Source organism: Vibrio sp. T20 (assembly GCF_007858795.1).
Taxonomy (GTDB): domain Bacteria; phylum Pseudomonadota; class Gammaproteobacteria; order Enterobacterales; family Vibrionaceae; genus Vibrio; species Vibrio satsumensis.
This window is the reverse complement of record NZ_VFEB01000058.1, coordinates 129,491-144,089: the sequence shown is the minus strand read 5'-3', so window position 1 is coordinate 144,089 and position 14,599 is coordinate 129,491. Positions and strand designations below refer to the sequence as shown.

The 14,599-nt window shown below is 44.4% G+C and carries 10 protein-coding genes; 7 read left to right on the top strand and 3 right to left on the bottom strand.

What is annotated here, in order from left to right:
- Positions 1-32: 32 nt before the first annotated feature.
- Positions 33-2,387, top strand: a complete 2,355-nt coding sequence (locus FTW16_RS03910) for a fatty acid cis/trans isomerase (protein WP_146490123.1) — start codon at positions 33-35, stop codon at positions 2,385-2,387.
- 172 nt (positions 2,388-2,559) lie between these two features.
- Here the strand turns inward: FTW16_RS03910 and torS are convergent, their stop codons facing one another.
- On the bottom strand, positions 2,560-5,571 hold the full coding sequence (gene torS, locus FTW16_RS03905; protein WP_146490122.1) for a TMAO reductase system sensor histidine kinase/response regulator TorS: 3,012 nt from the start codon (positions 5,569-5,571) through the stop codon (positions 2,560-2,562).
- Positions 5,572-5,663: 92 nt separating this feature from the next.
- Here torS and torT point away from each other — a divergent pair, with 92 nt between their 5' ends.
- A complete protein-coding gene (torT, locus tag FTW16_RS03900) occupies positions 5,664-6,692 on the top strand; it encodes a TMAO reductase system periplasmic protein TorT (RefSeq protein ID WP_146490121.1) in 1,029 nt (342 codons plus the stop codon).
- A gap of 60 nt (positions 6,693-6,752) precedes the next feature.
- Entirely contained in the window at positions 6,753-7,208 is a 456-nt protein-coding gene (locus FTW16_RS03895; protein WP_052880060.1) for a methylglyoxal synthase, read from the top strand.
- 93 nt (positions 7,209-7,301) lie between these two features.
- Here FTW16_RS03895 and FTW16_RS03890 read toward each other — a convergent pair whose 3' ends face one another.
- Both FTW16_RS03890 and helD read right to left on the bottom strand, forming a co-directional pair.
- On the bottom strand, positions 7,302-7,652 hold the full coding sequence (locus FTW16_RS03890; RefSeq protein WP_146490120.1) for a VOC family protein: 351 nt from the start codon (positions 7,650-7,652) through the stop codon (positions 7,302-7,304).
- A gap of 82 nt (positions 7,653-7,734) precedes the next feature.
- Positions 7,735-9,810: a DNA helicase IV gene (gene helD, locus FTW16_RS03885; RefSeq protein WP_146490119.1), complete on the bottom strand. Its 2,076-nt coding sequence runs from the start codon at positions 9,808-9,810 to the stop codon at positions 7,735-7,737.
- A 177-nt stretch (positions 9,811-9,987) separates the two neighbouring features.
- On the opposite strand from helD, the gene yccS reads away from it, so the two are divergent.
- The 4 genes from yccS to FTW16_RS03870 all read left to right on the top strand — a co-directional run bounded on the left by yccS (position 9,988) and on the right by FTW16_RS03870 (position 14,553).
- Positions 9,988-12,171, top strand: a complete 2,184-nt coding sequence (yccS, locus tag FTW16_RS03880) for a YccS family putative transporter (RefSeq protein ID WP_052880058.1) — start codon at positions 9,988-9,990, stop codon at positions 12,169-12,171.
- 354 nt (positions 12,172-12,525) lie between these two features.
- Positions 12,526-12,687, top strand: a complete 162-nt coding sequence (locus FTW16_RS24445; RefSeq protein WP_186728023.1) for a hypothetical protein — start codon at positions 12,526-12,528, stop codon at positions 12,685-12,687.
- 121 nt (positions 12,688-12,808) lie between these two features.
- A complete protein-coding gene (locus FTW16_RS03875; RefSeq protein ID WP_060981525.1) occupies positions 12,809-13,129 on the top strand; it encodes a hypothetical protein in 321 nt (106 codons plus the stop codon).
- Positions 13,130-13,290: 161 nt separating this feature from the next.
- Positions 13,291-14,553: a hydroxymethylglutaryl-CoA reductase gene (locus tag FTW16_RS03870; RefSeq protein ID WP_146490118.1), complete on the top strand. Its 1,263-nt coding sequence runs from the start codon at positions 13,291-13,293 to the stop codon at positions 14,551-14,553.
- Positions 14,554-14,599: the final 46 nt, after the last annotated feature.

Below are 14,599 nucleotides of genomic sequence, written 5' to 3'. Positions count from 1 at the left end.
AATTAGAGAAAATGCTTAATATATAAATACGTATGAATTTGAAAAAACTCTTCATTTTAGCTTTTGTTAGTGTCTTCTCAGGTTGTGCCGTCTACGCGGGTTTAAACTTCGACGAACTGTTTGGCGAACAACAAGTACGCGATCGCCAAGCTCCTATTCTTTCGGCTCAAGCACAGCACTTTATTGACGAAGTAAAGCCTATTATTGATAACCGTTGCGTGGTTTGTCACGCTTGTTATGACGCTCCTTGCCAACTCAAAATGTCTTCAGTAGAAGGCATAGACCGAGGCGCGAGCAAGGCACTCGTTTATCAAGGCACCCGCTTAACTGCATCAGCCCCTACTCGCTTATTTGAAGATGCTTTAACCACACAAGAGTGGCGCGATGCGGGTTTTCATCCGGTTCTCAACGAGCGCATGCAAAACTCAACGGCGAACCTAGATGCTGGCCTTGTTTCTCGCATGTTGATTCAGAAAGAGAATCACCCTCTGCCCGATCAAACACAGCTTGAAGGTTTCGACTTTTCAACCGATCGCGACCAACAGTGCCCAACGATTGAAGAGTATGCTCAATATGAGAGAGATTACCCAACTTGGGGGATGCCTTATGGGATGCCGAATTTAGATAAAACAGAATACGCAACTTTAATGAGTTGGTTGGAAAATGGCGCATTAATGAACGACCACATTCCACTGAATGATGCTGAACAAGAGCTCGTTAATGTCTACGAAAGCTTTTTAAATAAAAGTGATAATAAGAGCCAACTTTCAGCTCGTTACATCTACGAGCACCTGTTTTTATCTCACGTCTATTTTTCTGATCTAGCACAACCAACGCGTTTCTTCACCCTTGTTCGCTCTGCAACACCTCCAGGTGAAGCGGTACAACGCATAACAACTCGTCGCCCTTATGACGACCCAAAAGTAGACCGTGTTTACTACCGCCTGATTCCAGAGCAAGGCACCATTGTCGACAAAACGCACATGCCTTTCGCACTCAATAAGGAACGACTACAAAAGTGGAATACCTGGTTTGTCGATGCTAACTACGCTGTAAAACAACTTCCTAGTTACAACATTGATGTTTCTGCTAACCCAATGACTTCGTTTGAAGCGCTGCCAGTAAACTCGCGTTTCCATTTCATGTTAGACAACGCTCAAAACACCATCATGGCCTTTATCAAGGGGCCAGTGTGCCGTGGTCAACTTGCCCTAAATGTGATTAACGACCGCTTTTGGATTTTCTTCATTGACCCCGAGAAAGCCGATTTACCAGAAATAAATGCCTTCTACGCGAGCCAAAAGAAAAACTTAAAGCTACCTAGTGAGCTCAAGAGCAACACTGTGCCTGTCACAAACTGGGTAAGATACGCGAAGCAACAAGCACGATACCTAAATGCGAAATCAGACTTCACTAATCAATGGTTCGAAAGTGGCGTGAACCTAGACACTGGCATCATTTGGGATGGCGATGGCGTCAACCCAAATGCAGCCCTCACCATCTTTAGACATTTTGATAGCGCATCTGTTGTGCAAGGGTTAGTTGGCACACAACCTAAGACTGCGTGGATTCTTGATTACGCTCTTCTAGAACGCATTCATTACCTTCTCGTTGCAGGCTTCGATGTTTACGGTAACTTTGGCCACCAACTGATTACACGCATGTTCATGGACTTCTTGCGCCTTGAAGGTGAGAGTAATTTCTTAACCCTTCTTCCTAAAGACGTTCGGCATATTGAGCACTCTAGTTGGTATAAAAACCAAAGCACACAATTAAGCGACTACTTGCAGCGTAATATTGCACCTTTTGAACAACCAACCAGTGTGGTTTACAAAACGGCCGATCCTAAACGTGAACTGCTTAATATGATAAAAGATAAGCTTGCACCTGTGCTTGATAATCGCTTTGATATTGTCGAAACCGGTTTGGGTAGAAAGAATGAAGCACTGCTTAATCAAGTGAATTTGATTAAGGGAGAGGGCCTACGTCATGTTCCTCAGTTAGTGATGATCATGATTGAAGGTGAAAACGGCGAAGAGCAACTGTTCACCATGATTCACAATAACGCCCACAGCAACATTTCTAGCCTTTTTAATGAAGAAGGTAACCGTGATTACGCCAACGACGACTTAACACTCGTACGAGGCGTTGTGGGAAGCTACCCTGCCGCTTACCTTTCATTAACCGAGAGCGAGATACCTGCTCTGGTTAAAACGCTGCAAAACTTAAACACAGAAGAGGACTACGTGGCGATGCTAGACAAGTTTGCGGTACGACGCAGTTCTAGTGAGTTCTGGCCGTTCAGTGATCGAGTGCATCGTTGGTATCAACAAAACCAACCGATTGAGTTTGGTTTATTAGATTACAACCGCTTTGAAAATAGATAATAAGTGGTAAGCCTTGGTTTTAGTTCTAGCTCTGGGAGAGATTAGTTTGAAAGGCTAGTCGTTCTGAAAGAAGGCTAACTTGCACGGTATAAAAAATCCTCTGACGAATATTCGTACAGAGGATTTTTTGTTGGTGTGCAGCTTAGGTATTGTTTAAAAAAAACTCATACCATTACGCAGAAACATAAGGGAGAAGAGCCTCCAACGAGCCTTTTACCAATTCAGACAAAGCTTGGTCGTTATCTCTATACTGCAATAATGGATCTTCGCTTGCTTCAATGCTCTGACACAAACTGTACAGTGCTGATAAACCCAAGCTACCCGCAGATCCTTTAAGCTTGTGCGCTAAAGACTTCACTTCTCGTCCATTATCGGCTTCACTCGCCTCGACTAATTCATTCAAGGTAAGGTTGCTGCTCTCCTCGAAAAGCACAACGATTTGCTTCATTTTCTCTAACCCAAGGATCGATAGGTCGCCCTCGATCACTTTTGAATCAATCAGTTTCACCGGAGCATCTCCTTCATCTTGAGCGTCAGTTGTCGTCGCGTGTTTTGCCAAAACATCAGCCACCTGTGCCGAATGCAGTTCATCATAGTTGCTCGTAATAATACGGTTACCGTTTTGCTTACAAACAGCATCATTTGGATCGGGCTGTGGCAACAATAGTGTTTTACCATCAAGTTGAGCAACGATGAGCTGAGAAAGTGCTTCTTTTTCAAGTGGCTTAGGTAGGAAACCATCAAATCCTGATGCTAAATAGCTCTCGACTTCCTCGTTGAATACGTGAGCTGATACTGCAATCATAGGTGGAACTTTGCGGGTGGCACTTTGCACATGCTGGAGCGCATCATCTTTAAGTTGTTGAATTAACTCAACCCCATCGCAATCTGGTAAGTTAATGTCTACCAATGCAATATCAAACTCTTGTTCACTGAATATGGCTCTCGCTTCTTGCCCGGTTGTCGCTATCACAACATCATGGCCTAAGTTATTCAAAAAGCCCTCGGCAACAATGCAGTTCACCGGATTGTCTTCAATTAGAAGTACTTGCGCTCGAATACACGCTTCAATGACCGGTACTTTCGTTTCTATCATCTCACCGGCTTCAAGTGGCAGTGAGAACCAGAACTGGCTTCCCTCGCCTTCTTCAGAATGAACACCAATATCCCCATTCATTGCCAGCATAATACTTTTGCTGATCGCTAACCCGAGTCCAGTACCACCCGTTTTGTTACGACCGCTATCGGTTTGGGTAAAAGCATCAAACAGACAAGCTTGCTCGCTTGCATCAATTCCGACACCAGTATCAGACACTTCAAACATCACTCGATTTTGATCTTCGACATCTAAGCTAATGAAGATATCGACCGAGCCACTTTCAGTAAACTTAATCGCATTGCCGACCAAGTTATTTAAGATTTGGCTAATTCGTGTTACGTCGCCTCGCCAATAACGTTGCACGTCACTTTCTATATGGAAATCAAAATTTAGCTTCTTCTCGGCGGCTCGTCCTTCCATTAGCTGGTAGGTGTCTTGAACCATCTGATGAAGGTCAAAGGAAGCTGTGCGTATCTCTAAATGCCCCGCTTCTATCTTGGAGTAATCCAACACGTCATTCAAAATCGCCAGTAAGTTCTTACCGCTGCGGTTAATGATGTCAGCATAGCCTGATTGCAGAGGGTCTAACCCTGTATCTTTGAGCAATCTCGCGGTCCCTAACACACCGTTCATCGGCGTTCGTATTTCATGACTCATCGTCGCAAGGAAAGCGGATTTCGCTCGGCTTGCTTGTTCTGCCGCGTTGCGGGCTTTAGCGTGATTGCCCACCTCGATATTCAACTTTTCATTGGTTTTTTGCAGTTGATAAGTTCGATCAGTAATCAACTCTTCGAGATGCTCTTTGTGCTCTTCAAGCTCGCGTTTCGCTTTTGCTTCGCCCACCGCGACCACTTGCAGTGCCTGCGCGGTGTTTCTGGCGGTAATGATCGCCTCGCCCATATGAGCCAACTCATCATTACCCTTAACCGAGATATCAATATTCAGGCGACCTTGTGCGATAGACATCAAAGCCGATGAGTATTCAGTAAGACGTTTAACAACCGAGATATACACCACTCGCCACACGATAAATGCGACGATTACCAAACCAATAACCGAAATCACAGACAGCGACCATTGAGCCAGATTCAGTGTGCTGGTCAACTCATCAACCGCTTCTTTGGTGCTTCGGTTTGAATCATCAACCAGTTGGTTAACCGTTGTATTCAGCTGAGAGAACAACTCCAGCGTGTTTTGCATCAGAAACTCTGACTTCTTGGTGTTCTCATATTGTTCTAACGAAATATCAAACACGACTTGGCGTTTTCTTAGCTCTTCAAGAAGCTGAGACATCTGCGCTGAACGAGTAGGATCTTCGACCGCTTTAACACGACGTGCCATGATTCTTAGGTTGGATTCAAATTCAGATTGGATTTGATGAATACGCTCAACATTGGTAACTGTCTGTGTTTCTTCAATTTGATTAAGCATTTTAAACGCCAGCAAATGCAATTCGTGTAGGCGTTCAGACAAATCAAGGTCAACCTCAACAAGCGCATCTAGGGCTTGGTAGGCTTTATCCGTTTCTTTAGTTTCTAGCAGGTCGTAAATGTGCGTTACGTTAGCAACTGCAATGGTCGCCGTGTTCAAAACTTGGGTTCGCGTCAGCTGTTCTAGTTCTTCGGCAAGTAGGCGCATCTCTTCAACACGAGACGACAGCTCTTTGCTTAACCAAAGCTTACGTTCAACCGACACCCCCAACTCAGCCAATGTATTAATAACACTTTGGACATTGTTTTCGAGTTTATTGAGGAGTTGAGAATCGAAGCTGTCGACGCCAAGCTCTTTGATGTGCTGAAGAAGCGACTCAAGTTGGTCGAACAATACCGTTCCAGCCTCTTTTCGCTCAGCCTCGTTTCTCGCATTAGAAAGCGTTTGTACCGATGAAATAATGCGATTACTCAACTCAGAAACCTGGCGAGCTTCGATCATGGCAGGAAGCGCCGAATCAACGACGTTTCTTTCCGTTTTTGCTACAAAGCTAAAACCAGAAACACCGATCAATGCAGACAATAGAACCAACAGTGCCATCACTAAGAATGAGGCCAGCAGCTTGCGTCCAATACTCGCTGAAGCTAACAACATAAACTCTAAACCTTAAAACGTTCTTCTTTACCCCTGCAGAATACGCTATATTTTGCAGTGTTTCTTATCTAAAACCAATAAAACGGCAATTCATGCTATCTAGACCTTTCACTTCAAAAACTCTTCTCTCACTACTGGCCTCAGTGACCACTGTTGCAAGTGCTAGCGAGCCTTTAAGCCCAATCAAACCCGCAGAGGCCACATCACACAAAGAGAAAATTTGCGCCATTTATCCGCACTTAAAAGACTCTTACTGGTTATCTGTCAACTACGGCATGGTCTCAGAAGCAGCAAAGCAGCAAGTCGAACTCCGAGTTTTGGAAGCTGGTGGTTACCCTAACGTGGCCAAACAAGCCTCACAACTGGTGCTTTGCACACAATGGGGAGCAGATGCCATTATTTTAGGCACAGTTTCGCCTAATGCTTATCACGACAACCTTACAGATTGGGTTGGCTCTACCCCTGTGTTTGCGACCGTTAATGAGTTAACCATCAATGAAGAGCAACAGAAGGTATTGAAAGGCACAGTCGGAGTTGATTGGTATCAAATGGGGTTCAAAGTCGGAGAATTTTTGTCGAAGAGACACCCTAAAGGGTCAGGAGAAACACCTATCGCCCTGTTACTTGGCCCACAAGCAAGTGGTGGCACTAAGCCTGTTGCACTTGGCTTTTATGATGCTATCAAGTCGAGCGATATCAAAATCGCGATCAGCTATTGGGCAGATAACGATAAAGAACTACAAAGAAACTTAGTACAGCAAGTCATTGAGCAACCGGATATTCAATATATTGTTGGAAGCGCTGTTGCTATTGAAGCCGCGATAAGTGAGCTGAGAGCGGCAGGTAAAACCAAAGAAATTGGATTGGTTTCGAGTTACTTAAGTCACGGAACTTACCGTGGCTTACTTCGTAACAAGGTTCTTTTTGCGCCAACAGATAAAATGGTTGAGCAAGGTCGCCTATCGGTAAAACAAGCCGCGAATTACTTGCGCGGACAACCTTATGAAGAACATAGCGCACCAACTATCGAAACGCTAACACCGGCAACACTCAAAGATCAAATTATCGCCGACTCATTGTCACCTTCTGAGTTTCGACCGGTATTCAGTGTGAATCCATAGTGCTATATTGGCTGAAGAACTCAAAACAATAAAAACGAAACAATAATTTAGGGAACATTCATGCAAAAAACGACGCGTACTATGCCAACGCATAAGAATATCGCTTTGGTCGCTCATGACCATTTCAAACCTGAGCTACTAAGATGGGTCAAAGAGAACAAAGAAAAACTACAAAAACATTTCCTTTATGCAACGGGCACTACGGGTTCTCTACTGAGTAAAGAGACAGGCTTAGCGATTAAGAGCATGATCAGCGGCCCTATGGGTGGTGACCAACAGCTTGGCGCGCTTATTTCAGAAGGCAAAATCGATATGCTGATTTTCTTCTGGGATCCACTGAATGCCGTTCCACACGACCCGGACGTAAAAGCACTGCTTCGTATCGCAAGTGTTTGGAACATTCCTGTAGCGACTAACCGCGCTACAGCAAACTTTCTGTTTAACTCTTCACTGCTTGAAGAAGAAGTGATCATTGAGATCCCTGACTACGAAGCGTACCTAGCAGAGCGCACGTAATCGCACGTTAAATGTTATCTCTACAGAACAGACTAAAAAGCCTGCTTAATCGCAGGCTTTTGTTTATCTAAATATAGAAATTCTTAGTAAAGGCTATTTGTCACTCCACACCGCCATTTCGTTACCACTTGGCTCTCTAAAATGGAAACGTCTGCCACCGGGAAAGCTAAAGACCTCGCGGTTTATCTGCCCACCAGCATCAATCACATCGCGCTCAGTTTGCTCAAGATCTTCGCTATAGAAAACCATCAGCGCAGCGCCGTTATCTGTATTCGACGCCAGATCTGCTAAATAGAAGCCGCCCATTAAGCCTTTCCCTTCAAAAGCAGAATACTCAGGCCCATAATCTTCAAATTTCCAAGCAAACACTTGGCTGAAAAACGCCTTGGTCGCTGCGATATCCTTCGCGGCAAATTCGATGTAATTGATTGAGCCATGTTCCATATGTATGTCCTTCTACTTTATGTCTGCGAATAAAATACAGCGAAAGCAACTTGAGCCCTTAGTCTACACCTAATCTAAGCGGTTACTTCTTACGAACCACTGGGTAATCAGAACCATGCAGCTCTTGCACAAAGCCAGACCCGTCGCCACTGTGCGTAATCCACACTTTCTCTTTCGCTCGCGTCATTGCTACGTAAAACAAACGACGCTCTTCCGCATAAGGGAACGCGTCTGATGATTCGGTCAATGCGCCATCAACATGCAGCTGTTTCTTCTTGGTCGGGAACTGTCCTTCGTCAACACAAAGAATAATGACAAAGTCCGCCTCTTTACCTTTACTGCCGTGGCAAGTCATGAACTTGATATCAATGGAGGTGAAGATCTTCTTCCAGTCTTCCAACAACTCTGGTTTGTGGTAATGGTTACGTCCAAGTAGCAGCACAGACTTGTTGGTTTTGCCTTTAGCTTGGCGGTTCAATTGATCAAGGATCTTCTCAACTTCTTTGCTTGGCGCACTGTACACCGCCTTCTGTTTCTGTTGCTTGAAGCTGTTAAGTTCTTTCGGAATCTGAATCGGGTTTTCTTGTACAAAGCGATTGGCAACCGCACCTAACTGATTGTTAAAGCGGTAAGTGGTATCGAGGTGATGAATGGTCGAGCTTTCAAATCGACCTTTAAAGCCGGTGGTCAAATCAACATCCGCCCCCGCAAACTGATAAATAGACTGCCAGTCATCGCCTACCGCAAAAATAGAGGCTTGATGCTCAGCTTTCGACTGATTACAAAGTGCTTCAACCAAGGCAAGGCGATCTGGAGAGATGTCTTGGTACTCATCGATCATGATGAATTTCCAAGGAGAAATAAATTTGCCTTTCTCGACATACTGAGTCGCTCGACTGATCATGATTGAGAAGTCGATATGATTCTGTTCTTTCAGTTCTTTTTGCCAAGCCGTCACACATGGCCAACACAGTGAAAGCTCGCTGTTGAGGCGCGTATAGTCTCGGTGATCAATCAGCTGTTGTTGTACTTCTTTCTTCGATAAACCCGATGCATTCAACTGTTCAAGCTGCTTTTCAAGCCAACCAATCAGTTTGAGGTTTGAAACATGACTACCTAGCTCATCGTCACCGGTTAAGTAAGCAATTGGCCATTTAGACAAGTGCTTCTGCCAACGTTTGAAGTTAGTCGGCGTCATCCAGTGCTTTTTCAACCAATCAATACACCACGCCTGACGTTGGTTATCATCAAGTGCTAACGGAGAAATAACCACGCGTTCAGGCTCTACCTGATTGAGGATCTTTAAACCCAACTGGTGGAAGGTGCTGACTTGTACCTTCTCTGCTGATAAACCAATTTTACTGTCGAGGCGCTGCTTCATCTCTTCAGCTGCTTCTCGACCAAAGGCGAGCAATAACAACTCTTCAGCTTGAGCTTGATGGCTTTGCAGTAAATACGCGACGCGAGCCGTCAGAACACTGGTTTTACCCGAGCCTGCGCCTGCTAAAATAAGGTTGTGATCATCATTCATCAACACCGCATATTGCTGTGATAAGTTTAGTGGTGACGATTCACATTGTGCAAACAACACTTCCCAGTTTTTTCGCTCGGTCTCTAGCCATTGCTGGTTTCTTTCAGCTTGCTTGATTTCCGTTTCAGATAACCATGGCTGTATTCTCGCGATGCGGTTTGGCATACGCTGCGCGGCTTCATCCAGAGTCATAGTCATGCTTTCTAAACCAGCGTTGACCATATCGACCCAAGTGTTGACCTTAGAATGCGGGAGGAAAGCTGGCAATTGCTCTAAACGAGTTAATTCAGCTTCCCATTGAGGAACGTGTTCAGCCAATTGTTCACATTGGGTGTCATGCCACTTCTGATAAGCGGCAACTGACGCACGTGCAAATTGACGACATTGATCCCAAGGTAGGCCTTGTACCAACCAACTGCGCTGTTTTCCATCTTGTTGATTAGCAAAGAATTGCAGCGATCCCCAAAACAATCCGCGTTTGATCGCGATCTTGCCACTCCAAATAGTAAACGGAATACGCTCTTCACTGCCTACTGAAGATAACAGCAAGCGTGGGCCATCAAGTTCAACCTGATGATATTCATTTTGAATAAAAAATTGTGCAGTCTTGTTAGCGCTTAGCTGCATTGGAGTGTGCTCTTAATTAGGAATATTGAATTTATATCATGATGCAATGAGAATTAATAATATCTCACATCTTATCGACGCATTCATGACCACCTAAGGGCAATTATGGATAAGTATCAAATTCTTGTGCTTGATTTCTGTTAGGATTATGGTTTTTAGTGTGTCAAGCGAGCAACTGTGGACTTCTCAGCCAAATTACGCCTCTATTGGGCGAACAAAACCATAAATTACAGCGTATTAATTCTCATCACTCTGCTCGGTGTTGTGGTTCCTGCTTGGTATTATGAACAAAACACACTGATCACTCCTTTGATTTTAGGTGTTATTGCTGCGGCTCTTGCTGAAAGTGATGACAGCTTTACTGGGCGTTTAAAAGCACTCACACTGACCTTTATCTGTTTCGCCGTTGCGGCTTTCTCTATCGAGATTCTCTTCGATACGCCTTGGTTATTCGCGTTAGGGCTTTTCGTTTCAACCTTCTCTTTTATCATACTCGGGGCAATTGGCCCCAAATACGCGAGTATCGCGTTTGGTTCTCTCTTAGTTGCTATCTATACCATGCTCGGTGCCCACGAGAGTACCAACCTTTGGTTTCAGCCACTTTTACTGTTAACTGGCGCCGCTTGGTACTACTTTATGTCGATGATTTGGCAGATAGTATGGCCAATGCAGCCCGTGCAGCAAAACCTAGCTACGGTATTTGATCAAATCGGCAATTACATTGATTCAAAAGCGGAACTATTTTATCCCGTTTCAGATTTAATTCCTCAACCACACCGAATCATTGAAGCCAAGCTCAACGCTAGTACTGTTAACGCACTCAACATGTGTAAAGCGACGCTGCTTAATCGCTCTAAACGCGGGCACATTGATGGACCAAGTGACCGATTCCTAAATACTTACTTCATCGCACAAGATATTCATGAACGCGTAAGCTCAAGCCATTATCGCTATCAAGAGCTGGCAAAACACTTTGAACGCTCTGACGTGTTGTTCCGTTTTAAATACCTACTCGAAGCCCAAGCCACAGCCTGTAAAGAAGTGGCGAGCTCATTAAAGGTTGGTGCGGAATACCAACATGGTGATAAATCTGTACTGGCACTTGATGAGCTTATGTCTTCACTTAACCATCTACACCAACAGAACAAGCCCGAGTGGAAATCGCTGTTAAACCAATTGGATTACTTATTCAATAACCTGGCAACGGTTGAAAAACAGCTCTCAAATATCAGTAACCCAGATGCAGAGAAGATTGAAGAAGGTGTATTAGACGACACAAACCCACACACGTTGACGGCAATGTGGCATAAAATCAAAGCCAACCTGCATACCGACTCCATGCTGTTTCGTCATGCGATTCGTATGGCGATCACGCTGACACTCGGCTACGGAATCATCCAAGGGTTTAATATTGAGCGTGGTTATTGGATCCTGCTAACAACACTGTTTGTTTGCCAACCTAACTATAGCGCTACCCGCCAAAAGCTAACTGCCCGTGTTATAGGCACGGTTGCAGGCCTATTGATTGGCGTACCGCTACTGACTTTCTTCCCTTCCCAAGAGAGCCAGTTGGTGTTCATTGTGATCAGTGGCGTGATGTTCTTTGCGTTCAGAATCAATAACTACGGCTTCGCGACCGGTTTTATCACACTGCTTGTGCTCTTCTGCTTTAACCAGTTAGGAGAAGGCTACGCAGTCGTTCTACCAAGACTAGCGGATACCTTTATTGGCTGTGCCCTCGCCGTACTTGCTGTCATTTATGTATTGCCGGATTGGCAATCGAAGCGACTGCACAAAGTAATGGCGGATGCGCTCGATTCCAATAAAAACTATCTCGCTCAGATCATTGGCCAATACCGCGTAGGCAAGAAAGACAGCCTCAACTATCGTATCGCTCGTCGTAGTGCACACAATAACGATGCAAATCTGACTGCCGCGATCAGTAGCATGTTGGTTGAGCCAGGCAAGTACCGTACATCTGAAGATGAGAGCTTCCGATTCCTAACACTCAATCATGCCCTACTTAGCTATATCTCAGCTTTGGGAGCACACAGAACGCGTATCGATGACGAAGCCACGCATAAGCTAGTTCTTGATGCACACAGAGTAATACACGAGCACCTAGATGCTCTAAATGATCAGCTCTACTCCCACCAAGAACAATGTGAAGTGAAAAATGCTTACGACCCTGAGCTTGATAAACGTTTGAGTGAATGGCGTGAAGAAGATGAGAGCTCTGTCAGAATGGTCCTACAGCAGCTACATTTGATCTATAGAATGCTACCAGAACTGCATACCTTAGCGACCAAATTTGCGGTTAAGGTTAAGATAGATAAACCGTTTGAAACGGAAGTATCTTGAGTAACAAACAAAATACCGTAAAAACAAAAAGATAGAGGAACTGCTCAGATTTTGATCGCTAGATGTTTTTATATATTGCTCTATCAAAACCCCAACCTTGATAGAGCAACTACTTGCTTAGCCTTACTCCATAAGGGTTAAAGAGATTTTACATTGTAGGAATTTTCTGACTTTGATTGACCAAGCCATAACTTTGCCTAACATTTCTCGGACAAAAAACGACCACATAAATTTATAGTTGTCCTAGTTTTAGGAAACTTCAAACATCATTTAATATTCACTTAATCTTGTTTGATTTCCTGTATCAGTAGGCTATGCTCTATAGAGCATATAAATTTGAACTAAGGTCACAATATGAATACACAGCAATTTGAAGCATTTAAGCAACAAATACAGCTTCTTAGTCCACAGCAATTGAAAGCGCTTCAAGGCGCGATCGACGGTAATCTTGAAACAGACCAACCTTCTGTGCTAACTGATGAAGAGTTAAACGCACTAAATGACCTGTTCAGTTAATAGACAGACGTCACTATTTTAGCTTAAGTTCACATTTTCACCGTAAATTTCATCTGTTCACCATTGCGCTCAAAATATCGTCCACCTAGACTCATTTCATACGTCAATAAAAGGTTCTGTTATGTCGATATCTGGTATTCAATCTGGTTACGCCATTATTCAGCAGTCAACCAACATGGCTGAAGAAGCCGCAATCGAGCTTAATCAAGCCTCTAAACACTCCTTAGAATCCGACGACGCTTTCCAAACTAGTGATTTCAGCTTTAATCAAATAGAGCCAGAGCAATCCATTTCGTTTAAAGACAAAGAACCTGAGCCTACTTCATCCTCAACTGATGCCCTAATAAAACTGACACAGAGCGCAAGTTATAACCGCATTGGTGCGAGTGTGGTTGATCGTCAAAACGAAGCTATCGGTAGCCTTCTCGACATTCATATCTAAATTTCACTCAAATACAGCCTATATTTCGTGAAACTTCGCTGCTTTTTGCTTCAACAACCACACAAACTGTAACTCATTATATCAGGCGCTTGTTTCTGGTTTATTACTCGGTAGAATCAGCGCAAACCAATTTGCTGCACAAACTTTACTTCATACTATTTATGCCAAAACTAAATCTGCATCGCCGTGACTATGTTTCTATTTTAGGAGGCGACATCTCCGCAGACGAATTAGAAAAAAAGCTTCAGCCTCATTTTGAAAAGCCAGCAAATAAGCTGACACCTAGCCCCTACCTGACAGAAAAGAATCTCACACGTCGTTGGACAGCTCTCGATAATGCAGATTCACAGCAAGAACTGCTCGACCCTCATACACAAAGCCAGATCCAAGCTTATGAGAAAAACATTGAGCACTTTATTGGCACGGTTAAAGTCCCTGTTGGTGTATCTGGCCCACTAAGAGTTAATGGCCTGTTTGCTACGGGTGATTACCTCGTACCACTTGCAACCACCGAAGCAGCGCTTGTCGCATCTTATAACCGCGGCTCAAAACTGATCACCGCATGTGGTGGGGCAAGTGCAATGTTGCTCAATGAAGGGGTAACACGCACTCCTGGGTTTGCATTCCAAGGCTTAGTTGAAGCCGGACAGTTTGTGGCTTGGGCAGTTACCCAGTATGACCAGTTCAAGATCTTGGCAGAATCGACAACTTCGCACGGCAAACTTACCGACATCAACATCAACATCGAAGGTAACCACGTTTACTTGGTGTTTGAATTTCTAACCGGAGACGCTTCTGGTCAGAACATGGTGACCATTGCTACCAATGCTGTATTTGAGTACATCATAGAAAATACTCCAGTGAAGCCCGACCATGCGTTCCTTGATGGCAACTTGTCAGGCGATAAGAAAGCCAATACCCAAACCTTACGCAGCGTTCGTGGTAAAAAGGTAACGGCAGAAGTGAATATTCCTGCAGAGCTTGTCGCGAAATACCTACATACGACGCCAGAGAAGATGGTCCAATTTGGTCAAATGACCACAGTCGGTGGCGCTTTGAGTGGTACTATCGGTATCAATGCTCATTATGCGAATGCGCTGGCGGCACTTTATATCGCTTGCGGCCAAGACGCGGCCTGTGTCGCTGAGTCAGCGATTGGTATGACGCGTATGGAACTCAACAAAGAAGGCGGTTTATACGCTAGCGTGACACTGCCTAACTTAATGGTAGGGACTGTCGGCGGTGGTACCGGCTTACCAAGTCAAAAAGCCTGTTTAGATTTACTTGGCCTGCATGGCAACGGTAAATCACAAGCTCTCGCTGAAGTTTGTGCTGCACTGTGTTTGGCGGGTGAGCTATCAATCGTAGGCGCATTTTGCGCAGGCCACTTTTCACGAGCGCACCATAAGCTAGCTCGTAAATAACCTTTATACAATTTGGCTTGTTCGGTTTTGTCGTTCATGCAAAATC